22 protein-coding genes and 2 pseudogenes are annotated in these 22,466 nt (G+C 63.2%); 7 read left to right on the top strand and 17 right to left on the bottom strand.

The window, feature by feature from the left end; all coding sequences use genetic code 11:
• Nucleotides 1-68 precede the first annotated feature (68 nt).
• The 4 genes from BB934_RS32615 to BB934_RS47655 form a co-directional block, all read right to left on the bottom strand.
• Nucleotides 69-356, bottom strand: a complete 288-nt coding sequence (locus BB934_RS32615; protein WP_157934457.1) for a hypothetical protein — start codon at nt 354-356, stop codon at nt 69-71.
• Nucleotides 357-413: 57 nt separating this feature from the next.
• Entirely contained in the window at nt 414-623 is a 210-nt protein-coding gene (locus tag BB934_RS32610) for a hypothetical protein (protein WP_099513988.1), read from the bottom strand.
• A 270-nt stretch (nt 624-893) separates the two neighbouring features.
• A complete protein-coding gene (locus BB934_RS32605) occupies nt 894-1,694 on the bottom strand; it encodes a DUF1194 domain-containing protein (protein WP_099513987.1) in 801 nt (266 codons plus the stop codon).
• A gap of 271 nt (nt 1,695-1,965) precedes the next feature.
• The gene (locus tag BB934_RS47655) at nt 1,966-2,274 is read right to left on the bottom strand and encodes a response regulator (protein WP_157934456.1); all 309 of its coding nucleotides are present in this window, start codon (nt 2,272-2,274) and stop codon (nt 1,966-1,968) included.
• Between the two features lie 36 nt (nt 2,275-2,310).
• Here BB934_RS47655 and BB934_RS47650 point away from each other — a divergent pair, with 36 nt between their 5' ends.
• Nucleotides 2,311-2,502 carry a hypothetical protein gene (locus BB934_RS47650; RefSeq protein WP_157934455.1) on the top strand — a complete coding sequence of 64 codons (192 nt, stop codon included), beginning with the start codon at nt 2,311-2,313 and terminating at the stop codon, nt 2,500-2,502.
• Between the two features lie 81 nt (nt 2,503-2,583).
• Here the strand turns inward: BB934_RS47650 and BB934_RS32595 are convergent, their stop codons facing one another.
• Entirely contained in the window at nt 2,584-3,648 is a 1,065-nt protein-coding gene (locus BB934_RS32595; protein WP_099514313.1) for a zinc-binding metallopeptidase family protein, read from the bottom strand.
• A gap of 178 nt (nt 3,649-3,826) precedes the next feature.
• Nucleotides 3,827-4,321, bottom strand: a complete 495-nt coding sequence (locus BB934_RS32590) for a YciE/YciF ferroxidase family protein (protein WP_099513985.1) — start codon at nt 4,319-4,321, stop codon at nt 3,827-3,829.
• Nucleotides 4,322-4,565: 244 nt separating this feature from the next.
• On the opposite strand from BB934_RS32590, the gene BB934_RS32585 reads away from it, so the two are divergent.
• Nucleotides 4,566-5,735 carry a YihY/virulence factor BrkB family protein gene (locus tag BB934_RS32585; RefSeq protein ID WP_173909542.1) on the top strand — a complete coding sequence of 390 codons (1,170 nt, stop codon included), beginning with the start codon at nt 4,566-4,568 and terminating at the stop codon, nt 5,733-5,735.
• A gap of 224 nt (nt 5,736-5,959) precedes the next feature.
• Here the strand turns inward: BB934_RS32585 and BB934_RS32575 are convergent, their stop codons facing one another.
• Together BB934_RS32575 and BB934_RS32570 are read right to left on the bottom strand one after the other, a co-directional pair.
• Entirely contained in the window at nt 5,960-8,026 is a 2,067-nt protein-coding gene (locus tag BB934_RS32575; RefSeq protein WP_099513354.1) for a recombinase family protein, read from the bottom strand.
• A gap of 388 nt (nt 8,027-8,414) precedes the next feature.
• Nucleotides 8,415-9,433 (bottom strand): annotated as a pseudogene (locus BB934_RS32570) (IS630 family transposase); the annotation flags it as partial.
• A 42-nt stretch (nt 9,434-9,475) separates the two neighbouring features.
• Between BB934_RS32570 and BB934_RS32565 the strand changes: the two are divergent.
• Nucleotides 9,476-9,807, top strand: a pseudogene (locus tag BB934_RS32565) (arylsulfatase); the annotation flags it as partial.
• Between the two features lie 67 nt (nt 9,808-9,874).
• On the opposite strand, the gene BB934_RS32560 reads toward BB934_RS32565, so the two are convergent.
• Together BB934_RS32560 and BB934_RS32555 are read right to left on the bottom strand one after the other, a co-directional pair.
• A complete protein-coding gene (locus tag BB934_RS32560; protein ID WP_099513982.1) occupies nt 9,875-10,474 on the bottom strand; it encodes a cysteine hydrolase family protein in 600 nt (199 codons plus the stop codon).
• Between the two features lie 294 nt (nt 10,475-10,768).
• Nucleotides 10,769-12,046: an App1 family protein gene (locus tag BB934_RS32555; protein ID WP_099513981.1), complete on the bottom strand. Its 1,278-nt coding sequence runs from the start codon at nt 12,044-12,046 to the stop codon at nt 10,769-10,771.
• Nucleotides 12,047-12,961: 915 nt separating this feature from the next.
• Here BB934_RS32555 and BB934_RS32550 point away from each other — a divergent pair.
• Nucleotides 12,962-13,390 (top strand): YsnF/AvaK domain-containing protein, encoded by a 429-nt coding sequence (locus BB934_RS32550; protein WP_237050415.1) that lies wholly within the window; start codon nt 12,962-12,964, stop codon nt 13,388-13,390.
• A gap of 74 nt (nt 13,391-13,464) precedes the next feature.
• Here the strand turns inward: BB934_RS32550 and BB934_RS32545 are convergent, their stop codons facing one another.
• On the bottom strand, nt 13,465-14,376 hold the full coding sequence (locus BB934_RS32545) for a YsnF/AvaK domain-containing protein (protein ID WP_099513979.1): 912 nt from the start codon (nt 14,374-14,376) through the stop codon (nt 13,465-13,467).
• Between the two features lie 611 nt (nt 14,377-14,987).
• On the opposite strand from BB934_RS32545, the gene BB934_RS32540 reads away from it, so the two are divergent.
• On the top strand, nt 14,988-15,650 hold the full coding sequence (locus BB934_RS32540; RefSeq protein ID WP_099513978.1) for a DUF6766 family protein: 663 nt from the start codon (nt 14,988-14,990) through the stop codon (nt 15,648-15,650).
• 20 nt (nt 15,651-15,670) lie between these two features.
• Here the strand turns inward: BB934_RS32540 and BB934_RS32535 are convergent, their stop codons facing one another.
• From BB934_RS32535 to BB934_RS32525, 3 genes are all read right to left on the bottom strand, one after another.
• Nucleotides 15,671-16,450: a DUF2243 domain-containing protein gene (locus BB934_RS32535; protein WP_237050414.1), complete on the bottom strand. Its 780-nt coding sequence runs from the start codon at nt 16,448-16,450 to the stop codon at nt 15,671-15,673.
• Nucleotides 16,451-16,774: 324 nt separating this feature from the next.
• Complete coding sequence (locus tag BB934_RS51145; RefSeq protein ID WP_099513976.1) at nt 16,775-17,116, bottom strand: SemiSWEET family sugar transporter; 342 nt, start codon at nt 17,114-17,116, stop codon at nt 16,775-16,777.
• Nucleotides 17,117-17,119: 3 nt separating this feature from the next.
• Nucleotides 17,120-17,398 carry a SemiSWEET family sugar transporter gene (locus tag BB934_RS32525; RefSeq protein ID WP_099513975.1) on the bottom strand — a complete coding sequence of 93 codons (279 nt, stop codon included), beginning with the start codon at nt 17,396-17,398 and terminating at the stop codon, nt 17,120-17,122.
• Between the two features lie 157 nt (nt 17,399-17,555).
• Between BB934_RS32525 and BB934_RS47645 the strand changes: the two genes are divergently transcribed.
• A complete protein-coding gene (locus BB934_RS47645) occupies nt 17,556-17,723 on the top strand; it encodes a hypothetical protein (protein WP_157934454.1) in 168 nt (55 codons plus the stop codon).
• Nucleotides 17,724-18,427: 704 nt separating this feature from the next.
• On the opposite strand, the gene BB934_RS32520 is transcribed toward BB934_RS47645, so the two are convergent.
• Nucleotides 18,428-18,985 (bottom strand): hypothetical protein, encoded by a 558-nt coding sequence (locus BB934_RS32520; protein WP_099513974.1) that lies wholly within the window; start codon nt 18,983-18,985, stop codon nt 18,428-18,430.
• 769 nt (nt 18,986-19,754) lie between these two features.
• Between BB934_RS32520 and BB934_RS32510 the strand changes: the two genes are divergently transcribed.
• Nucleotides 19,755-20,501, top strand: a complete 747-nt coding sequence (locus BB934_RS32510; protein ID WP_099513972.1) for a LuxR C-terminal-related transcriptional regulator — start codon at nt 19,755-19,757, stop codon at nt 20,499-20,501.
• Between the two features lie 172 nt (nt 20,502-20,673).
• On the opposite strand, the gene BB934_RS32505 is transcribed toward BB934_RS32510, so the two are convergent.
• Both BB934_RS32505 and BB934_RS32500 read right to left on the bottom strand, forming a co-directional pair.
• A complete protein-coding gene (locus tag BB934_RS32505) occupies nt 20,674-21,534 on the bottom strand; it encodes an NAD(P)H-hydrate dehydratase (protein ID WP_335645643.1) in 861 nt (286 codons plus the stop codon).
• A 26-nt stretch (nt 21,535-21,560) separates the two neighbouring features.
• A complete protein-coding gene (locus BB934_RS32500; protein ID WP_099513970.1) occupies nt 21,561-22,325 on the bottom strand; it encodes a histidine phosphatase family protein in 765 nt (254 codons plus the stop codon).
• Between the last annotated feature and the right edge of the window lie 141 nt (nt 22,326-22,466).

The raw sequence follows: 22,466 nt of genomic DNA, 5'->3' as shown, positions 1-22,466 counted from the left end.
CATCGGCAGGGCGGGACCCGGTGCGTCCTTGGCGGATCGGCACGAGAATCCTTCCGCCGGGAGGCGGGCTACTCCTGCCACGGCTCCACAAGCCGGGTGTCGTTCGGGCGCACCTCCAGGCGGTACGCAACCTCCTCCCCGGTGACGGCGGCCGCGGCCGGACCGCAGATGACCTTGAACGCAGTGCCTCGGTCATCGGAACCGACCTCCGTGACCCTCGTGGCCATGGGACAGGCGAATCCGCCGTCCCTGACCCAGGAGGCGTATCGCTCCAGGAGTTCGAGGGTCCAAACATCACCCTGGGCAGCGGAGATGCCGGGGAACAGGGCTGCAAGGGCAAGGACGGCGATGCGCATCGGGATCATCTCGCCGATCGTTCCTGGTTCGGATGATGCGCCGGGGGCGGACCCTGTTCAGCCGTTTGCTTGCGAGGACGCGGATGCCGGCACGATGTCGGCTTCACGTACGACGCGCTGGACCGGCCCTGCCGCTGCCTTGATCCGGTAGAGGGGCTCGTCGTCCGGTCCGGAGGGCAGAAGACCCAGGATCTCGTAGATCCCGGTATTCTCGAGAAGGCGTTCCCGTGGCCGCACGAGCTGGCCGATCCCAAATCTGTGCGTCATGGCGTCTGTTCCTCATCCGTGAGCGCGGCTCTTCTGCGATGGCCCGCCCGATGCCGAAACAACCGTGTCGCTTGGCCCCTCGTTCCAACGGATGCCGCAGGGCGCCCGTGCCATGATGCGGCCGCCTGCCGGATCTGCGATCGCAGCCTCGAGGCCGGGACGAGGTCATGCTTGCGATCAAGGCCAGGCGCAGCAGGTTGAGGTCATCGCGCATGACCATCCCGAGCTGCCGCCGGATCATCCGACTGGCTCTGACCGCTCCCGGATCGGTCAGTTTCCACTCCGCTGCCGCCGGAGTTCCCCGGCCAGGCAGTTGGCCCGGCCCTCTGCCTGGGTCGGCTGGACAAGCGACTGGATCCGGGGCCTGTCGGCGATCTCGCGGACGACCTTGGTTCGAATGGCTTCGGCAAATTGGGCCTTCTCCCGCACCGGGATCATGAAGGCCCCCAGTCCGCCGATCACGCAGTCACGGAAGTAGAGATCGAGGTTGTCGATGTCCCACAGGCCGTCCGGCCGCTTCAGCATGAGCGGCAGCCCGTTGATGGTGATCCCCTGCGCCAGCGCCTCGTCCCGCGCCGCGGTCACGATGCGGCCCTGGTTGTTGGCGCCATCACCGGAGATGTCGATCACCTGCCGGACGGCCTGAACGCCGCTTGTCCGCAGCTTCCAGAGGCTGAAGTCGATGGCGCCCGAGATGGAGGTGTAGCCGTAGCGCTGGATGGACCGATCAGCCAGACGGGCTGCGAAGGCTTGGCCATCCGCCGGCCGTTCGATCACGGTCCAGGGCACGACCACCTGCTGGTATCCGGCCCCGGCCCATTCGACGTACACCACCGCGATGCGCCCCAGCATGCCCTTGCCGATGGCCTCGTGCACCTCCGAGGAGCGGAAGGCCTCGACGAAGCCCTGCCGCTGGAGGTCCTGCTCGTCCGGCTCCATCGACAGGGAGACGTCGACGGCCAGCACCAGCGCGAGGTCGACCTCGGCCTCGGCGTGAGCACTCCAGGGTTCCAGGACCATCAGCCCGGCCGTCAGCAGCAGGAGCGCAAGGCCACGCCATGGACTGAGCATCCTGAGCTCCCGTTCAGGGACCACCCGTTAGCAGGGAAGCTAGGGCGAAACACGGGCGGGACGATTCCCGGTCCCGAGCCAGAGCGGGAGGTGGGTATGATCACACGACGGCTTCGCTTCGCCTTGTGGCAACACCACCGCTCCCTCAGACGGCAGGCTCTGGCACAGGAGCGCGCAGCCGGGTATCTGATCGGTCACGGACTCGGCCCATGGATGGGCTGCTGACGGGCAACCGTGCCGCCCATGAACGGCTGTCGGAACGCAGCCCGTCTCAAGCGGCCCGTGTTTCCAGAATGCCAATCACCTGAGCCATCTTGTAAGGCTTCGAGAGGATGATCCCGCCGGGGACGGGCTGCATTCGCTCCGCATAGCCTGTCACGTACAAGACGGGCAGGTCGGGGAAGCGCTCGCGGTAGGCCTTGGCCACCGTCCAGCCATCGGCCCCCGGCAGGCGGATGTCGGTCAGCAGCACATCAACGGCGATCCCGGCTTGCAGGAGTCCCAGGGCCTGCCCGCCGCTGGCCGCTTCCGTGACCTCGAACCCGACGGGGATGGTTCCCGCGACGGCAGGAAGGTTCATCCAGCCGCTGGTGCCAAAGTACGTACAGGTAGGCTCATGCGTAACGAGGGACGCCCAAACCAGAAGCTCGCAGCTCCGCCGCTTGCCCCTGATACCCAAAAGCATATCGGAGCCCAGCTCCAGGTGGTCTTCGCCGACATCGAGGGTGAGCCGATCCCCAACGATCAAATTGATCTCTTGCTCGCGTTGCGGCGCGCCGAGCGTGAGCTCGGGCGGAAGGAGCCCTGACGCGTTCGGTGTCGTCTACGACCCCGCGTTCGGGACAACCGGGGCCGCTGTCAGGATCGCGGAGTTCGTTGGTTCCGGCCGTCAGCGCCCCGCATCCCGCACGAGGCCATGGATGAAGCCCAGCTTCTCGACGACCGGCGGACTGATGATGAAGGGATAGAGGTCGCGCTGGCCCATGCAGCGGTTGAGGCTGTTGAGCGCGAACGTGAGTGGCAACCAATCCTCGACAACCTGTCCGATGTCAGCCCCGCTGTCCGCATCGACGCCGAAGTCGGCCGACAGCGTGCCGCTGTCGTCCAGCGGCGGGCCGACCCGGATGCCGAAGGCCTCCGCCATCTCGATCGTGTCGACGATGTGCAGGTAGTGTGCCCAGGTCTCGGCGAAATCCTCCCACGGATGCGTCGTCGCGTAGGCCGAAACGAAGCGCTCCTGCCAGTCGGTCGGCGCGCCTGTGCGGTAGTGGCGCTGCAAGGCCTCGCCGTAATCCTCCCGCTCATCCCCGAAGACGGCCCGGCAGGCCTCGAGCCGGCCGCCATCGCGCACGAGCAGGTCCCAGTAGTGGTGGCCGACCTCATGTCGGAAGTGGCCGAGCAGGGTGCGGTACGGCTCGCCCATGGCCGTGCGCCGCCGCTCGCGCTCGAGATCGTTGGCCTCGCTGAGCGCGATGGTGATGAGGCCCTCGTCATGTCCGGTCATCACCTTGGGGCCATCGTTCGCGGGCGGCTCGGCCAGGAACTCGAAGATCAGCCCATGCTCCGGATCCTCGGCCCGTGTGACCAAGGGCAGTTGGAGCTTGAGCAGGGTGTAGAACAGCCGGTGCTTGGCCAGTTCCATCACGCGCCAGGCAGCCAGGTTGGCCGGGACCGAAGGGTCCGGGATGACGCCGTTGTGTCGGCAGGCGGTGCAATACGCCTCGCCCGCGGTGACCGGGACAAGCCAGTTGCAGGCGTCGAACTCGGCATTGGCGCAGAAGCGGTCGGCCCCCTCCGACCGGGCCAGCGCACGCCAGGTCGTGCCGCCATCGGGCTCCAGCGCCGAGAGCGTGCCGGCATCGGGCAAGTAGCCGAGGCGATGGCCGCAACGCTCGCAGGCGCGGTTCTCGAAATAGAGGAGATGGCCGCAGGCCTGGCACTTGAAGAGCTTCATCGGCGCATTCCTTGTGCTGACGGTCCGAGGCAAGGAGGAATCCTTCACACCTGGTTCCGCTCTGTAAAGCGCCATGCCGAAACCGCCATGGATCGATGTGGACATCGGCAGACCAAAGGCCGGATCTGCATGATCCGGCCTTGAGCGGTTGAGCAGGCACTTCCGCCGCGGGCGACGCCTACGCCGCCTTGACGTTGACCCGGGCCTCGGCCAGCCGGGTGAGGAGGGCATCGGTTTCCTTCTCCTCCTGAAGGGTCTGATCGAGCAGCGTCGCGGCCTCGGTCAGCCCGAGCTCCCGGGCCCAGGTTTTGAGCGTGCCGTAGCGGGTGATCTCGTAATGCTCGACCGCCTGGGCCGCGGACAGGATGCCGGCATCGAGAGCCGGACTGTCGGCGAAGTCCTCCATGATCTCGGTGCCCTCGTCGATGATCCCCTTGATCGCCTCGCAGGGCACGCCGCGCGCGGGCTTGCCGAGGAGTTCGAAGATCTGCTCCAGCCGCTCGATCTGCCCTTGCGTCTGCTCGCGATGGGTCTGGAAGGCGGCCTTGAGCTCGTCCGACTCTGCGCCCTTGGCCATCTTCGGCAGGGCCTTCAGGATCTGCTTCTCGGCGTAGTAGATGTCCTTCAGGGTGTGAAGGAAGAGGTCGTCGAGCGTCTTCTGTTTTGCGGCCATGAAAGGTTCTCCTGGCTTCGGGTCAAAGGGTGCAAGGCATTGATGCGGCGACTAACGGCACGGCATCACCGAAGTTCCAAAGCGGAATGTGGACAAGCCGGAGGCAGGTGAGCCGATGCCCCGCGACCGCCGGGTGCGTGGATCCGGACAGCATTGGGATCCGGGAACCCGGGGCTGCCGATCCCGGTTACTTCAATGGCCAAGGCTGGCCCGTTGCCTGCATTCCGGAGATCGCACATCCGTCATGGCCGCCACGCCTCCGTCTCGAGATTCACAGACGCACCAGACCATCTCCGCGACGGTCACCATGCTGGCCATCGTGGCCGGATGGGCGCTGGCGCGTCACGTCTTCGCCGACAGCGCAAGCCCGGGCACGGCAATCGCGCACAGACGTGGCCAAGGCGGCACAAGTCGGTTGGGGTCGGGTCGCAGCAAGGCGCAGCATGCGCGTCCCGAGGCGGCTGGCGAGAGCGGGCGCGGACGCGAAGCCGACACGCCGACCCAAATCCCGACACTCGGCTGGAAGGACATCCTGTGGCGGACCTACGAGGAGTTCGGGCAGGACCGGCTCATGGCCGTGGCAGCAGGAGTGACCTACTATGCCCTGCTCGCGATCTTCCCAGCAATCGCGGCCCTGGTGTCGATCTACGGCCTGTTCGCCGATCCCGCGACGATCCACGACCATCTCAATGCCCTCTCGGGCGTGCTGCCAAGCGGGGCGCTGGACATCGTCCGCGAGCAAGTCGTCCGCATTGCCTCCAAGGGCAGCGGTACGCTTGGCGTCAGCTTTCTCATCGGTCTCGTCCTGTCGCTGTGGAGTGCCAATGCGGGCATGAAGGCGATGATCGACGCACTCAACATCGTCTACGACGAGGAAGAGAAGCGCAGCTTCCTCAAGCTGAACCTCGAGTCGCTGGCGTTCACCCTCGCGGCCATCGGCTTCATCCTCCTGGCGTTGGCCGGGATCGTCGTGCTGCCGGTCATCCTCAGCTTTGTCGGCCTGGGCAGCGGTACCGAGTGGCTGCTTTCGTTGGCGCGCTGGCCCATCCTCCTGGCCTGCGTCGTGCTGGGCCTGTCCCTTCTCTACCGCTACGGCCCGAGCCGCGACAAGGCCGAGTGGAAGTGGGTGACGCCGGGCGGCCTCGTGGCGGCCGTGCTGTGGCTCGTCGTGTCGATGCTGGTCTCCTGGTACGTGGCGAACTTCGGCAGCTACAACGAGACCTATGGCTCGCTCGGCGCCGTTATCGGCTTCATGACCTGGATCTGGATCTCGGGCATCGTGGTACTGGTGGGTGCCGAGATCAACGCCGAGATGGAGCACCAGACCGCCAGGGACACGACGGTCGGACCGGATCGCCCGATGGGGCAGCGCGGTGCGACGATGGCCGACACCATCGGCGCCGCAAAGGCGTGACGATCAGACCTGATGTTACCCTTCATCGCGAGCACCGCCATGAACGGTGCACTGGAAAACGGCTTCCCCATGCCGAGCAAGGAGATGACGGTCGGTTCCGAGAACCGATGCCTCATACCAACCGGCGCTGATCCTCATGCATTCGCCCAGTCGCGCAGGCCGATGGACCTGATGGTCCAAGGTTGGTTGGTCAGCTTGTTCGATCACGCATCTTAGTGCCCTCCTCAACAAGCCAACCGAGGGACGGGAGAGAGGCGGTCCACCTTGCCGGCTTTGAGCTTTTGGAACGCGCGCAAGGTCGTGGGGCCATCCGGGAACAGATAGAGACCTGTCTTGGCATCCAGTTCAATAGCAATCGTGCCGTTGTAAATGCGGTCATAGATCCAGTGCGGCGTAACGCCGAGCTGGGCCGCGAGTTGGGACACCGTCAGGCAGCCGGGGATGCGGCGCGGATGCGACTGGCGGCGTTCGCGCAGGATGCCGTGCCGCAGCCGGATGGCCTGAACTGTGCTCGGCAAGACCGCCTGGCGCAGAGGTGAGCGATGTCCGGCGGCGGTCAGCGCGGCGGCGATGGCCGCATCACTCTCACCCGCGCGGGCGCGCTCGACGATGGCGGCTTCCATCTCGCCGCTCCGTGACAGTTCAGCGAGCGAGCCAACCGTAATTGGCAGCGCGATCTCGCTCGTCGCGCCGCCGCGCCAGACGAGGCGTAGGGCGATCGTGTCCCGGACGGCACGGTGGATCACCACCTTGTCGATGAGGCATCGCAGCAGCGCCTTCTTGCGCACCGTGGTGAGGGCCGGTTGCTGCCATAGATCCGGCAGGCGCCGACCGACCTCGGTAAACGCGGCTTGGAGATCAGGGCCGACACCGAACGGGATGACGCGGCCTTCTTCCGGCGCCGCATCGGCGAGCGCGGCTTCGGCCTGGCGCAAATCACGCAACGTTTCCTCCCAGCGCCGCTCGAGTTCAGCCGCGACGAGACGGTTGTCTGGATCGACCTGATCGAACTGCCGTTCGGCCAGCGCCGCCCGGTAGCGCAGCCGCTCAACCTGTTGCGCTTGAGCCTTCAGCCCGGCTGCGTCTGCCTCGCGCCGGAGGGAAACAGCCTGCGTGTAGGCATCCAACTCGGCGGGGGTGAGGGCCTTGAAGAAAGCCGCCACGGCCTCGGCATCGACCGGCGCGGCCGGGATGACTTGGCACACCGGAACGCCATGCTGCTGACGAAGATAGTTGCACATGTACCGGGCGCCGCCCTTGTACTGGACCACCATCTTGTGACCGCACGCGCCGCAGTAAACCATCCCGTGCAGCAGCGCGGCACCCTCGCGCGGCACGCCACGCGTCTTGTTCCGGTCGTACTCAGCGTAATTGTCGCGCAGCATGGCCTCGATCTTCTCGAACGTCGCCCAGCTGATATAGGCGGGGTACTGGTCCTTCACGACGATCCTCCACTGCTCGCGCGGGAGCCTCTTTTGCGAGCCTTTGCCTAAGGGCGCTGTGCGGACCGAGCGGGTGCGCCCGTAGACAAAAGCGCCGGCGTAGGCGGGGTTCTTCAGCACCTGCAGGATGGCCGCAACGGTGGGTGGGCGCCAGACCGTATCGCCGAACCGTCCCCGGCGCGGGATGCTCAGGCCGCGCTCGTTGAAGGCGTGCAGCACCTTGCTGGCCGAGCGGAGCCGCAGGAAGGTCGTGAAGATCAGATCGAGGCGGGCTTGCACCTCGCGGTCAGGGTTCTTGACCACCACACCGCCAGTCTCCCGGACGAGGCCGACCGGCAAGATCAGCGCCAGCTCTCCGCGTGCGGCCTTGTTCAGGAGACCAGCCGTGAGGCGGGCGCGGATCGTGTGCAACTCGACTTCGGAGAGGGTCCCCTTGAGCCCGAGCAGCAGGCGCCCATTAGCGGTGCCCGGATCATAGACTCCGTCGCGGTCGGCAATGAGGCAGTCCCTGTAGCCGCACAGATCGAGCAGTGGGTACCAGTCCGAACAGTTTCGGGTCAGGCGCGTCACCTCGGAGGAGAGCACGATGCCAACCTGGCCGAGCGTAACGCGTGCGATCAGGTCCTTGAAGCCCTCGCGGTGGACAGCGGCTGCGCCGCTCAGCCCGAGGTCGGCATCGATGATCTCGACGTCCTCCTCACGCCACCCGAGGCCGAGCGCGCGCCGACGTAGATCGTACTGCAGGCGCAGACTCTCCTGATTGCTCAGCACCTGGTGCGGACTGGACTGGCGGATGTAGATGACCGCGTGGCGGGCCAGATGCCGGTCGGTGATAAGTTCCGATCTCATAGATCACCTCTGTGAGGATGGCGGCGACGTCTTCGGCGATCGCGGCGCGGAGTTCGTCGGGCAAGCGTCTCCAGACGCGTTCGGGTCGCATGGGCATGGCGCCACCCCGCACTCGTCGGCCAGGGCGATCAGTTCCTCCAGTGCCTCACGTGTCAGCTTGCACGGCGGCTCACACGACGGCCGTGGAGCAAGGCTCGTCGCTCCGATCGGAAGCTTCAGCACCACGCGGTCCCGATAGGCGACGAGAGCGTGGCCGTCATGCCGGCGCGCGCTCACCGAGACCAGCAGGAACCGGCGGCCGAAGAGCGGGTGCCGCGAATCAGTGACCTCGATCTCAATCGAATCCCGATCCGCCGGGTTGTGGAAGGGGGTATCAACTGACGCTGTCGTTCCAGGCCTCGCAGCAGTGATCGAGAATGTCCGTGTAGGACGTGAACACCCGGTTCGAGATCCAGTTCTCCCTCATAAATTGCGAGATGTTCTCGACCGGGTTCAGCTTAGGCGCTTTCGCCGGCAGCGGGAGAAGCGTGATGTTCGATGGCACCTTCAGCTTGCGCGAGACGTGCCAGCCAGCCTGATCGAGCAGCAGCACCGCATGAGCACCTGGAGCCACCGCCTGCGCGATCTCGGCCAGATGCAGCGCCATGGCTTCGGTGGTGCAACGCGGCAGCACGAGGCCGGCTGCTTTTCCTTGAGCCGGACAGATCGCGCCGAAGATGTACGTCGAGGCGGTTCGCAGATCCCGCGGCGCCGACGGGCGCGTGCCGCGCCGGGCCCAACGCCGGGTGATCTTGTTCTTCTGGCCGATCCGCGCCTCGTCGGCAAACCAGATCTCGAGCGGCTTGCCATCGGCCTCGTTGGAGGCGATTTCCGCCACTCGCGCGGGAAACTCTTTTTAAAAACCGCCTCCGCGGCGTCGCTCTTGGCATGATGGCGCGGGCGGGCCGAGAGCTTGCGATAGCCGAGCATCCGCAGTTCACGGCCCAGCGTCGTCTCGCTCACTCCGATCCGGAACTCGTCCCAGACCCACTGCACCAGATCCTTCAGCCGCCAACGCACCACGCCATGGGCGGCTGGAATAGGACCCTGCTCCACCAGGGCCAGCAAGGCCTCGCGGTGGCAGGCCTGGAGCTTGCAGGCATTGCCTGGTGCCGTGCCATCGATCAGGGCTTCGGGTCCATGGGCGTTGAACCGCACCACCCAGTCCCGCACCGTCTGCAGCCCGACACCACCGACCCGTGCCGCCTTGGTCCGCGAGCCGCCCTCATAGATCTCGGCCAGCGCCAGCAGCCGCCGGCTTTGTCCTGCATTGCGGGCTCCTCTGGCCAAAGCCCGAAGCCGGGCTGCATCATAGTCCGTGCGAAGCTCGATCCCTGGGCGCATGGCGAACCTCCTGGTCACCACCATGGAGTCAGACCCGCGCTAGTTTGAAAACCCCGAATGAGTCAGCCTTCGCGTCGACTGGTATCAGTCAGGGCGAACTCCCCGCGCGGCCTCCTCAGGACCTCGCGCGACGGCCGCATCGAAGGCACGGGTCCGCTGAACCGCAAGCGGATGGAGACCATCGACGACGAGACCAATGCGGCCATGGATTTCATGGAGCGGCAGGTTAGGGCCAACAGGCCGTTCATCAGCTGGATAAACACCACCCGAATGCACGCCTTCACCCATGTGCAGCCGTCCATGCAGGGCCAGAGCGGCATGAGTACACCGATGGCATGATCGAGCACGGGGGCCATGTCGGCCAATTGCTCAGGGGTTTTCGGGAGCTAATCATAGCCAGTGCCGAGCCCAAGGATTACTCCCTGCTGGTTGGTGATGATCGCCCGATCCGAAGAGAGCCCAACTTCATAATTCCTCCGCCGGCCATTGTGCGAACAGGATTTCGCTCTCGATCGTCTCGATCTGATGCCGGAAGCGTTTCGAGTAAAGCGTTAAAAGGGAATCGTGGCCCTCGTCTGAGGAGCTGCAAACGCCGTCCGTGACGATCACGACGCGCAAGCCGAGATCGACGGCGCCGAGCACTGTCGCCAGGACGCACATGTCGGTTTCCGAGCCGGTGATCAGCAGCGTGTCGATGCCGCGCTCGCTCACGAGATCGCGCAGCCTATGGCCGGCAAAGGCCGAATAGACCGGCTTGTCTAGAATGACGGCAGGCGGCACGAGACGCTGCAGCGGCGGCATCAGCTCTAGGAGGCGAGGATCGAGGTGCTCACGGGTCGCCTCGCGCCAGCGCTCGTAGTAGCCGCGCCATGTGCCCGGCATGTCCTCAGGTCGAAAAGGCGGAATGAAGCGCGTGAAAACCGTGCGCTCGGGAACTCGCTCCGCAACCTCGGCAACGACCGGCAGGACGCGCTCCATCCACGGGTTCGGCCAAGGACCCTCCGTCGAAAAGAGGCGCTGCATGTCGATGCACAGGTGAAGCGTGGCGGGGCTCAAGGGCGTCATGGCTGATACAAACGATGTCTACAGGACCAAGTTCCACCGTTTCGTGGAGGTCCCATAGCGAGATAGGCGATCTCGATATGGTTTGCCGGGGAGCTAGGACTTCGAATGGCGCAGAAGACACCAGGGCCCGGTCGCTAAAAGACAGTAATCACATTATCCGCCATTCACGACAGGGATGGCGATATACTACCCGATTTGAGACCGAATGGAGTTAGCTCTGAGAGGCCTCGCTCAGACCCAGCACTCTTTCTGTCCAAGTTCTATGCTACCTGAGGGGGCGGCATTAAATTTAGGCTAGGGTTCGTTGAAAGGCTGGCGGGTTTTTGGCTCGACGATGACGCTTGGCGGCACGGCCTCCGATCCGGTCTCGACCAGATGCTGCAAGTCACCCTGCGACACGGCGTCTGCTGTTGCAGCCGGTGTGGCACGCTGAATGCCATAGGTCACTGGCGGCCGCGCCGTGTCGGCGGCCGCCGCTTTCTCATTCCTGACCGCGGAGAGCGTTGTTGGAGCAACCAGGCCAAGGCTGACCGCGTGCTCGGCCATCGCCATACTGTCAGCCGCCAGGACCAGACTGCTGCCCGCACCCGCAACAACCTTGGCGAGATCCTCGATCTCCTTGATCCTTTTGCGATCCCGGGAGACGTTGCGAATGTAGACTGCAAGCACCCGGCCGGGATGCTCGTCAACGATCTGGCGGTAGATCTCAGGATCATGCTGACCGCTGTCGCCGATCAGCACGAAGGGCAGCTCGCTGTAGAGCGCCAGCATGTTGTGGATCAGCTCACGCTTGTGGTCCTCGGCCTTGCGTGGCAGCGGACTTTTCCAGGAAACGCCCCATTCGCGCAAAAACAGGATCGGGCCGATCGGGATGCCATGCAGATCGAAGAATTCCTCCAGCACCTCGTAGATGCCCCAAGGTGCTCGCGAGACATAGAGCATGGGGTTTTGCTGATGACCGGAGATGCCAGCGTGCAACGCCCGGTACAAGGCGCCGGCCCCCGGAAAAGCCACCCGGCTCTGGGCATCTTCGACGAACAGGCGCCACAGCATCCTGAGCCTGTTGGCGACCCCGGTGTACATGATGGTGTCATCGATGTCGCTGATGACCACATAGCGGCAACTGGCCGGTGGAATGAAGATCTGCGCTTGCGCCTGAACCACCTGGGGCTGCTCCAGAGCCAGATCCATCGTGTGCCACAAGCGATCGAGCGGTGGCGGCAGGGGAGGGGAGAGATGGACCCGGAAATAGCCGTCCTTGTCAGTGGTGAAGGGCTCTTCCGTCCCATAGAACCGGGCTGTTCCGCCCGCATTGGGAACGGCACGGCGGGCAATGCGCCGGCCAATATCGCGCAGGTCAGCAAGGAGGTTGTCCCGTCTGGTCTCTGAGGGAGGTCTCGACTGCCGGAACACCCGGCCGATCAGGAACACCTCGAAGCGGGATCCATAGCCGCGGTAGGGCTGGATGACCACACCACTTTCGCCCTGCGCCTCATGCACAGGCCGAGCGATGAGGCCCGAGATCCGGGTGATCGCTCCCAGCCACTGCTTCGCTGTGCCAATGCCGCTCATGGCGTTCGCTCTGTGCCTGTGTCTTGTCTCCCAATGAGGAAGGTCACGGAAAAGATCCTTGGACCGGCACGTGTGCTCAAGAACAGTCAGCTTTGCGCCGCCGGAGCCCCGGCAGGCCCTAGGCAGGAGAAGCCGAAAGAGCTCCTGTCTTTTAATCAGAGGGTCCTGGGTTCGAGTCCCAGCGCGCTCACCACCTCAAACCCTTAACCGGCGAGGGTTTTATGATCTTCTCGTGTCTGCAGCGGCTCGCCCGATTTTCTTTCGGGTAACGCCACGGGTAACAGCAGACGAACTTCGGGCAACCTGCGACAGTCCAGACTCACTTTGAGCTGGGCAGACGAACGTCTGCAATTGCGCGATGAGCTAACCTGCACTCAGCCATTCCGATGGACCGGTTTTGTTAAGGCTTGTTGGATGCCTGCCGCGGCGGAACGGAGCCGCCGCACGAGCGGCAGGCGTTCGATAAGCCTCAAAGGAGGAAACCGCGGCCCACCGCGCAGGCGCTGCGGATGTTATGGGGATTGTGGCGTCGGCATCGGGTGCTGAGCCACCATCACGGACCAGATCCGGTTTGGGGGAGTCCGCTGTGACGGCCAACACGAGCTCAACAGACGATACCCTCGGAGTTGTGCGGAGCATCAGTGTCGCCGCGATTGCGCGGGGTGTCGGGATGATGGGCGTCGGTCATGGTGAGACCTCCTGTTCGCGGGCCAACCCCCCGGTGTGGAAATGGTTCAGCGCAGACAGACGAATTGCCTTGCGGGTGAAGGATTTGTCGCGCTTGCCGCCAAGATTGCGCGGAGTTCAGGCGCAAGGAACCCCTGGGGCGAACGCCCGTTGGTCCTCGCTTACCAGAGAGCAGCTATGGGCGACCCAACTCACCCTTCGAGCGTACCGCCACACGATGCTGAGCCTGTGCCGAGTCTGAACGATGCGCCGATAAGCGGCGCCCACACGACGTCCGAGGAGGTCGTTCCGCTCGCCGAGGAGATCGCGACCATCGCGAAGCGGCAGGTCGTGACTGGACGCGTGCGCGTGCAGACGCTCACCGACACCGTCGAGGAGCTCGCTCATGCGGAGGTGCAGCGCGAGAGCGTCGAGGTCACCCGAGTGCCCATCGACAAGGTGGTCGAGACCGCACCCGCGATCAGAACCGACGGCGATGTGACGATTCTACCGATCGTCGAGGAAGTGCTCGTCGTCGAGAAGCGCCTCGTGCTCAAGGAGGAATTGCACATCCGGCGCCGCATTGAGACCGAAGCCGTCGAAGTGCCGGTCACCTTGCGCAAGCAGCGCGCCGTCATCGAGCGGCTTGATCCTGACGATCAAGCTCCTGACAGATAAACCGGGCAAGCCCTCACATAGTTCAGCAAGCGTGTCGAAGCCCGGCGTCGCGCCGGGCTTCGACTGAAGCGGGATCAGCGCTTGCCGTCGGTTGAGCCTGTGGTGCCGGTGCCACGGACGTTGCGCTCGTCCTCGACATCCACTTCGGTGCGGCGCACGGTGTCGGACACGGTCTCAGTGCGCCGCTCCACGTCCTTGCGGACCACCACTTCCTCGACCACGCGCGCCTCCTTGGAGACCACCGCCTCCTCGCTGCGCTCCTCTACCTCGATGGTGCGCTCCTGGAACGGGTCGCCGCTGATCTTGCCTGCCTGTGTCGTGCCAGACACGGGACGGCGCTCGACCTCGATGTGCTCCTCGCGCAGGCTGACTTGCTCCTGCACCGGCCGCTCAACCACACGGGACTGAATGCGCACCCGGCCGTGGCCGACCTCGCGCTTGCCGACGTGCAGTTCCTCCTCGGCGATCGGGATGACCTCGTCGCGTCCACTCACGCCCGCGGTGTCTGTCCGGGCGCGGGTCATGTCCGCTGATCCGGTCACGTCCTCACCAGCGCCCATCTCCGTCCGGGTTGTGCCGGAGGATCCGGTGAGGCTGCCGGCCAGCCCGGCTGCCGCGGTGCCAAGGCCACCAGTCGTGCTGCCGGAGGTCGAGGCGTCGTAGCCCTGCCACCCTTCCGAGCGCCAGGAGGTCTGCTGCTCGTCGAGGTCCAGTACGCCGTCATCATCCAGAATGCCGATCACCCGGTCGACCTCGTCATCGTCGCATTCGACCGCGACCAACGACCCTCCGCGGCGTACGCCCTCTGCGTAGGCATGGGCATCAGTGCGCGGCACGCCGTCATTTTCCAGATCGTCGATGAGATCGTCGGAGGGTGTCGAGTAGAAGCTGATGTCACCGCGCGAGATGCCGGCCTGCTCGAGGTGGCTGACGATCTCGCTGGCTTTCTGTTGATCCTGGTAGAGACACGTGATGGTCTTGGTCATGAGGTTGCCTCCTGCAAGGCTGTAGCAATCTAACCCGTTCGTTACGGTTGGCTGAGTCGGACATGTTCAACGGCAGACGCGATCCTGAATGTCGGCAGGACACCGTTCGTCCAGGGAAGCGGCCACACAGGCAATCGGCTCAGCCCGAGAACCTACCAATGTGCCGTCAGGATTCCGGTTCCCTGGACCTGACGGGCTATGCCGGATCTCGGGGCAGTGCGACTCGCCGATGTGGCCCCGCCGATGAGTTCCTTCAGCTCGGCGAGACCGATCCCGCCCGATTGTTCACAGGGCTGGGGTGTCACCTTGGCTTGTCCTGCCAAGCGGTTCTCCCGATCTACGCCTTGGCAGCCCCCCGGGTGCCCGATCCGCTCCGGATCTCGTACCCATGACCATCGCGGCCCGGTTCCGGAAGGTTGGCCTGTCAGTGCTGGACGTAGTGGCGTCGGCGGACTGGTACGTGGTGGATCTTGGGGAGTGCACGTGAGCAGTGGAAGCAGGGGATCCTGAACGACCCTGCCGTGGGTCGGTTCCGGGTTGGAGGGTCGTGAAACCAAAGCTCCCGCTGGTCCGTTGAATCTCGGCAGTTGCGTCCGCTTGAGGTTCGGAGAATGCGTCGGTTCCTGCGTGACAATGGCCTGTCCGTCGCCCTGTTCATCCTGTTCGCGGTTTCCTTGATCGGGCAGGCGCTCACCGGCTGGAGGGCTCACGCCGAGGAACTCCGCCTCCATGAGCTGCCCACGATCGGCTTCCTCGACTACCTGGGCAGCGGCCATTTCATCTCGGCCGTGTTCGAGAACTGGGAGAGCGAGTTCCTCCAGATGGCGGCTTACGTTGTGCTGACCATCTTCCTGTTCCAGAAGGGCGCCTCGGAGTCCAAGAAGCCCGACGAGAGCAACCCGGAAGATGAATCACCGTCCGCGCATCGCAGCGATCCGGATGCGCCCTGGCCCGTCCACCGGGGCGGCTTGCTGCTGAAGCTCTACTCGCACTCGCTCAGCATTGCGCTGGTGACGCTGTTCCTCGTGTCCTTCTTCCTTCACCTGGCCGGGAGCACGCGTCGGATGAACGAGGAAGCTCTCTGGCATGGGCAACCGCCGCAAAGCATGGCCGAGACGCTCACCAATGCGGAGTTCTGGTACGAGAGCTTTCAGAACTGGCAGAGCGAGTTCCTGTCGATCGGGGTGCTGCTGGTGCTCGGCATCTACCTGCGCCAACGCGGGTCGTCGGAGTCGAAGCCCGTGGCTGCCCCTCATGCGGCAACCGGACACTGATATAGGAGCAGTTGCCCAAATCAGCCTGTTGTAAGGTAGTCAAAGCACCCGGCCGGGAACCCGGCGCCGCTCACAAGGATTGCCCCGTGCCGGAACAGCGCATGCCGGGATTGCCCAGCAGCGATCCGGATCACAACGAGCTCCCCGGTCCCGTCGGTCCACGCCACCCGTCCATCCACCGCTCCAATCCCCCTGAAGATGCGCTCTTGAGAGATGCCAGGCGCAAACAGCACGGTCGTGAACCCGTTATCCGGAGCCGGCCGCAAGGCTTGAGCGCCCGCCCCGATGACGAGAAGTCCTGCAAGCAAGCGGACGACAGTGGCGCTTCGGCTGACCTGCATCCGGTCGTCATCGTCTGTCCCATTTCTCAGCCAGCCGATGACCAGGGGCATGACCCCGAAGATACCGAACCAGAGAAGATCCCAAATCAGCGGGCTGCCACTGTCCATGCGGATCCGGTGGATGCCGAGCACCCAATGAGACAGGACCGCATCCACCACGTGCCAGGCACCGAACCCGATCAGGATCGTGGCGAGCAGCAGACGGCCCGCGGGACGATCGGGCGCCTTTCTCGAAGCCCACAGCAGCCAGAGTCCTGCAACCGCTATCACATACATGAAAGCATGGAAGTAGCCGTCGGCGGCCACCTGGAAGCGGATGTCCATGCTGTTGATCGCGCTCAGAAGATGATGCCATTGGAGGATCTGGTGCAGCAGGATGCCGTCAAAGAAGCCGCCGAGCGCGAATCCAAGCAGGTAGCCTGACCACCGATAACGGCCATTGGCATCGGTGCGTATCACGTCATCCTCAGCTCTGACCCGACTGTTGGGCACCGGGTTCCGTCTCCGAAGCCAGATCTCATGACGAACGATGGGCGCGCGGAATTGTTTCGCGGGCCACGCAAGGGACCGGATGGTTTCGCCCATGGAAGGGACGCAGGACCGTCTCGTTCAGGCCGGGGAGGCTCCGCGCCAGGCGCAGGAGACGGAGGCGGTGGGACCAGAATCCAAACGGCGTTGACAATATAGCGGGGACCGCCGTTCAGCGCGCTCCTATTTGACAAAGGCATTCTGGATTATCGAGAGTTGGCCCGATATCGACAGCAACGATGTGGAGACATGGGCTCAGCCTGCGACGGGGTCAGCAGAGCCCGGGTTTTCTTCTCGCACTACGTCCCGGCTGCATTCGTCGCCAGCGGGCTGCGTGCGGGAGCCACGAACCTTTAGGACCAGAATGACTGTACTCAGCACCAAGCCGAGAGCGCTGAAGATTAGTACGGGTAAACTACCGAGCGCATAGCCGTACACCGTCCAGAGCAGCAGCCCGAAGATGCGTACCGCAAACATGCGTAGTGAGATGGCAGCCACGTCACCGGTCCGGCAGCATTTCACGACCTGCGGCAAGAGGCTGTAGAGGCCGATGCAGCCAGCCCCGAATCCGACGAGAGTTGAGAACGGTATATCCATGAATTAGCGTCCCTGTGCCGCCTTCAGGCCGCGCAGCTTCAGCACCAGGATGAGGCCGGCGAGAACGACATTGACGGCGTTGAATAGCATAATCGGCACGCTGGTGATCATCAGCCCGTGCACGATCCAAAGCCCGTAGGCAATCAGCGACGCCACGTACATACGCTTCGAGATCGCTTCCGTGTCGCCTTCGCGCCAAGCCTTGAGCACCTGCGGCACGAAGCTGAGGCTGGTGCACAGTCCCGCCACCAGGCCCAACGTCGTTAGCCACCATGTCTGCATGCTCTGTTCTCCATTCGGATGAACGTCATCAACCGACCGAACGGACGGGGGTTCCAGAGATATGTGAACTTGCGAACAAAGTGCCCCATCCTGACTGCCGAGGTCGCTGGCCTCTTTCATAGGGCAGACGCTGGGCAAGCATTATCAGGACACCTTCATGGCCCCGCTGTCCGACGAGCTGCAAAGGCTCGTCGATGCTCTCGATGCGGCGGAGAGGGATGAGGACGCCGCCGACACGGAAAGAAAACGCCCCGGCCGAGTACGGTCTTGGGCCTCAGCCAGGGCGTTCCTGCGGGAGAGGGCAACCCGCATTTCGACGGGCTGATACGCAACGCGCCCGATGCAAGAACTCTGACGCGACCAGGTAAACAATTGGTGTCTGGTCGGACGCCCTGGCCATGGTCTTCCGGCTCCACCACCAGGGCGCCAGTGGACTTGCCTTTGCAAAACAAAAGAAAAGCCACGCTATAGAGGATACGCTGCTCTTGCTGATTCACAACATCTCAGAAGGTCAGTCACATAATCCCAGAAGTGTCGCCCTCAGCATTCGGATTAGCTCTCAAATAAAACGCCCCGGCCTGGAGCCGAACACCACTTCCACTCCGGCCAGGGCGCCTGCGACCCCATAAGAGTAAGGCCGCGAGGCTTGAACGGGAACGAGCTCACAAAGGTCCAATGCGCCAGCAAGGAAATGTGCCCCTGCCTGTCGTGCCAAGGATTGGGTCCGCGTTCCGATCGTTCCGCTATATGCATGCCACGAGCCGATGGACAACCGTCAGCGCGAGAGCGCTCGGAAAGTTGGCGAGACGACATCCACCGAATCCTTGGTCGCGGCTTAATCCGGCTTTTGAAGAGCCGTCGATATTTGAGGGTTTCCCGCGAAGCGGTCCTATAGCCCGTTCCTCCAGGAGGAGCTGATCGCACCACCATTTCAAGCGCCAGAACACTTAACGTTCTTGTCGATGGGTGAGGCTTCAGAGCTCGGTGGACGGTCACTCTTGTTTCACCCGTTCGTCGTGTCTACGCAGGTTACCCTTCACGGTGTGGTGCGTACCCGCGATGGGTTCGGTCATAATCTGGCACATCAGGTTTCCTATCTCCCTTCTTGCCATGGATCAGCCACGCCAGCGCATATCCCGCAATACCTGCCATCAACAGCGCGAGCAACGGGTTCGCTGTCACCCGCTGGGTCACGGCTCGCTCGCCCGCACGAATGTACCGCTCGGCCTCTGGGTACTGCTCTCCTGCTTGTCGGACGTAATGTTCGCCTCGATTATACAATTCACGGGCTCGTCCAGACGCTTGCGTTGTAACGTCATGCAGGGCTTCCCGCACCTGATCCAGAACTTGCTCCGTTGAGTCCCGCTCCGGTCGAGCTTCCTGATCGGGACGGTCAGGCTCAGGGCCTTTGGTGATGGTGACAGAGACCGGATCACTGGTTGGGAAGGTTTCCTCAATGGCGTGGTCGAGCCTTGCATCGAGGTTCTCCTGCGAGTTCTCGGGCAGCTTATTGTCCGGGAGACACTCCGCAGACTGACGCTCTTCTTTGTCGGGCACGGATCGGTTGTTGATACCGGGGATGTTCACTACAAGCCCTCCAGAGCACTCGACACAGGTTTAGCGGCATCCTGCGCAACTCAACGCTAGGCCTGTAAGCCGCGTTCCAGGATGTTAGAACCTACGGCCGTGATCTGGCGGCGGCTATCAACTTCTTGCCGGGCTCTGACGTGACCTTGAGGTCAGGCACATACCCAACGGACCTGGCCGCCGTACGTGAAGCCAGGGAAGTTGGCCGGCCTCCACTGGTCTCCTCGCATAGGCGATCCGCCCGTTCCCTGGATCGGTGGCGAGCGCGAGCTAGTTGCCGTCAGGCAATCTCCCAACCTCCTCGTGCGGCCCTGCGGTAACCTTGAAGGTTGGCTTGCCCACGGTCCTCGATGCCGACGCGATCGCTTCCCCGATGCGAATGCCGTTTAGGGTCTGAGCCTACATCCCGGCAGCTTGGGCGAGAAAGCCGATGAGGGGGATTGCGCCCCGCGCTACGATGGAGATGAAGAATCGCATAGTGTCCGTTGGCAAAGGGGCAGACAACCCACCTTTGACTGGACTCTCGTCAACTGATCCGAGGCATTGGCACATCCATGGTTGCAAAAGGAACACAGCTTCTCTCCGCAGGTGGCTGATCAGATCGCTGTCCATGGCATCTTTAAATCAGGCTTAACGTGGCGGCGCCCTTACGTACTAATGTGTACCTCGTAGTAAGTAGTAGTGGCTGTCTGCTATTGCTCACGCCGGGTTCTTCATCATCTGTGACGAACGCGCAGTAGTTGCGTCGGACCATACAAAGGCTCGGGACATGTTTGGCGATAAATCCGGCGGCGCGACAAACTCAATTGGACAAGCAGAAAGCTCAAGCGCGCGTGTCGCAACTGTATTACTGTGTGGCAATGCGCTGCTTGGGGCTGGTCTGACGCATCTGCTGAATGGGACCCGCTTCGGTGTAGCCGTCAGCGGGCGTACTGGAGACACCTCATTATCAGGTCAGGCAGAACCTGCTCTGTATATCGTTGATGCCAGCGGATCTCTTGAACAGACAATCATGCTTGTTGAAGGCGCCAAGAGGCAACGTCCCTCAGCTCGCGTTGCGGCCATCGCCAACGACTTTGACCTTAACCTAATCCAGCTTGCGGTCTCGGCCGGGGTTGATAGCTTCTGCCTTGCCACGGTAAGTCGTGAAGTACTGATCAACGTCCTCGAACTGACGGTGCTCGGCGAGCAGATCCTGCCCAGAAGCGTAGTCAACTGCCTTCTCAATCACGCATCAACGGTTTCGAGCGTTGGTCGGATCTCATCGACATCTGAGAAAAGCGCTCCTGATCCGAGGGTGACGAAACTGTCGCCCAGAGAGACTGTCATCTTGCAGTCCCTGATGGGCGGCGACGCCAACAAGGTCATTGCCAGGAGGCTCGATATCACGGAGTCGACGATCAAAGTTCACGTGAAATCGATCCTGCGCAAGATCGGTGCCGCCAATCGCACCCAAGCCGCGATGTGGGCCAACGAGAACCTGCGGGCTACCGAGAAACTCTCACTCGTTAACTGATCCGGATCCTGCATTGGCAGGCATGGATCTGCGCCGAGCCCATTCTTTGGATCGACGGAGGGTCGTGCCCAAGAGCACCGTGCGGCCGATCCTCATTGTCGTGTCTACGCCAACGATGCGCTTCAGTACTCTGTCGCAGTCTCCCTTTCTCATGAAGGACGCTCAAGGGGCGCTATCGAACATGATGGAAGGCCGCCATGATCACAGGGATCTCGGCGAGAAGCTCGCGGGCGAGAAATCCAAGAGGACCGCGGGATTGCGCCAACCGATTGCCGGCCTCGCCGTGAAGGTAAACGCCCCATTGCGCCGCCTGGAGCGGAGTAACGCCGCGGGCTAGAAGGCCCGCGATGATACCCGCGAGCGTATCTCCTGAGCCTGATGTCGCCAAGCCGATATTGCCGTCATTGTACGTCCATGCACCCCCGCCTGGAGCAGCGATGTAGGTGCAGGATCCTTTGAGCGCCACAACACAGTTGAGCAAACTCGCCGTCTCGGTCGCAACCTCGGCCGGGTTGCGCAGGATCTCATGCTTGTCGATACTCAGCAGGTTGGCCATCTCGCCCGCATGAGGCGTGATCACCACCTGGCCATTGTGGCGGGCAAGAACGGTTGCCAAGTTTTTCAGCTTCCCCAACGCCGCAGCGTCCAGAACGAATGCTGCGCCTGGATCGCAGTCCAATACGTTGGCCGTCAACGCGGCAGCCATTTGCTCATCGATCATGCCCGGTCCGATCAGAACCGCGTCACAGCGTGTCGTCCGCTCACGCAGAAGCAAGGCGGCGCTCGGATCAATCTCGCCAGACCGAGTCTCAGGCAAGCCGAGGACAAGCGCCTCTGGCACGGCGAGACCAAGCTGGATCGCGATGCTCTGGCAGGTCGCGATCTGAAGCTTGCCGGCTCCCGCACGCAATGCCGCAGTCGCGGCAAGCAGAGCGGCCCCAGGCACAGTCAAGCTTCCGGCAATCACCAGCACACGGCCGCGCTGGTCCTTGTCGCCATCGTCTGCCGGCTGCCGCAGTGGCGTACGGCTCAAAAATTCAGCTGTGATCGCGCCATCGCTCATCGTGCTGCGACTTTGGCGTCAGGCTCTGATGTTACAGGCGCGCCAGCTTCCTCAAGCGGAGCCACAAAGTTGTAGCTCTGCAAGATTAGCTGTCCATGTTCGCCGATGCTTGGATCTAAGCGGTACTCAGTGACTGAACAATTCGCAACATCGCCCTCAGCATCGATGTGAAGGATCTGCTGCTCGGTCATATTCTCAAGAAGGTAGCGCAAGCATAGAACGACAACTTGATGTCCGACGATCAGCACGCGACACCCGCTGTGGTGCAGTGAGATGGTGTCCAGTGCGCTACGAAGGCGCAGGATAACGTCACACCAGCTCTCTCCGCCCGGTGGCCGGTGATAGAACTTACCCAGGAGCCGGCGGAACTCGCCCTGATCGGGATGCAGCTGCTCGATGCCCGACCGCGTGAGGCGGTCGAGAACGCCGAACTCCTTCTCGCGCAGCCGCTCGTCGACCACAAAGGTGTTGCGCTTGGCACAAACACCTCCTTCGGCATCGATCAACCCGGCAGTGCGCTGTGCTCGGAGGTAGGGGGAGGTCAGCACAACATTGGGGCGATCCTCTTCCGGAAGAGAAGCAAACCAACGTCCTAGGGCACGGGATTGCTGTTCTCCCAGCGAGCTCAGGGGGACATCCACGTCCCTATCGGCGATGTCGATATGGGACAAGCCGGCTGCGTGGGCAGCATCACGCGCCACGTTACCAGCACTCTCGCCGTGGCGGACGATCCAAAGCCGTTCGGGCCATCGCTGCTGCATCTACTGACCCTCAACCTTGCGGCGGTAAGCCATGTGCAAACGTCACACTGTGGCGCAGGTTCCCACCGCGCCTTTGGCAGCGCAAATGAGATGGCCAACACCGATCAGCAGAAGAGCCCGTGCAGGGTATGGTCGGTTCTA

It is taken from the genome of Microvirga ossetica, from assembly GCF_002741015.1.
In the GTDB taxonomy this organism is placed as follows: Bacteria; Pseudomonadota; Alphaproteobacteria; order Rhizobiales; family Beijerinckiaceae; genus Microvirga; species Microvirga ossetica.
The sequence above is the reverse complement of the archived record's forward strand: the minus strand, read 5'-3'. Positions and strand labels throughout refer to the sequence as shown.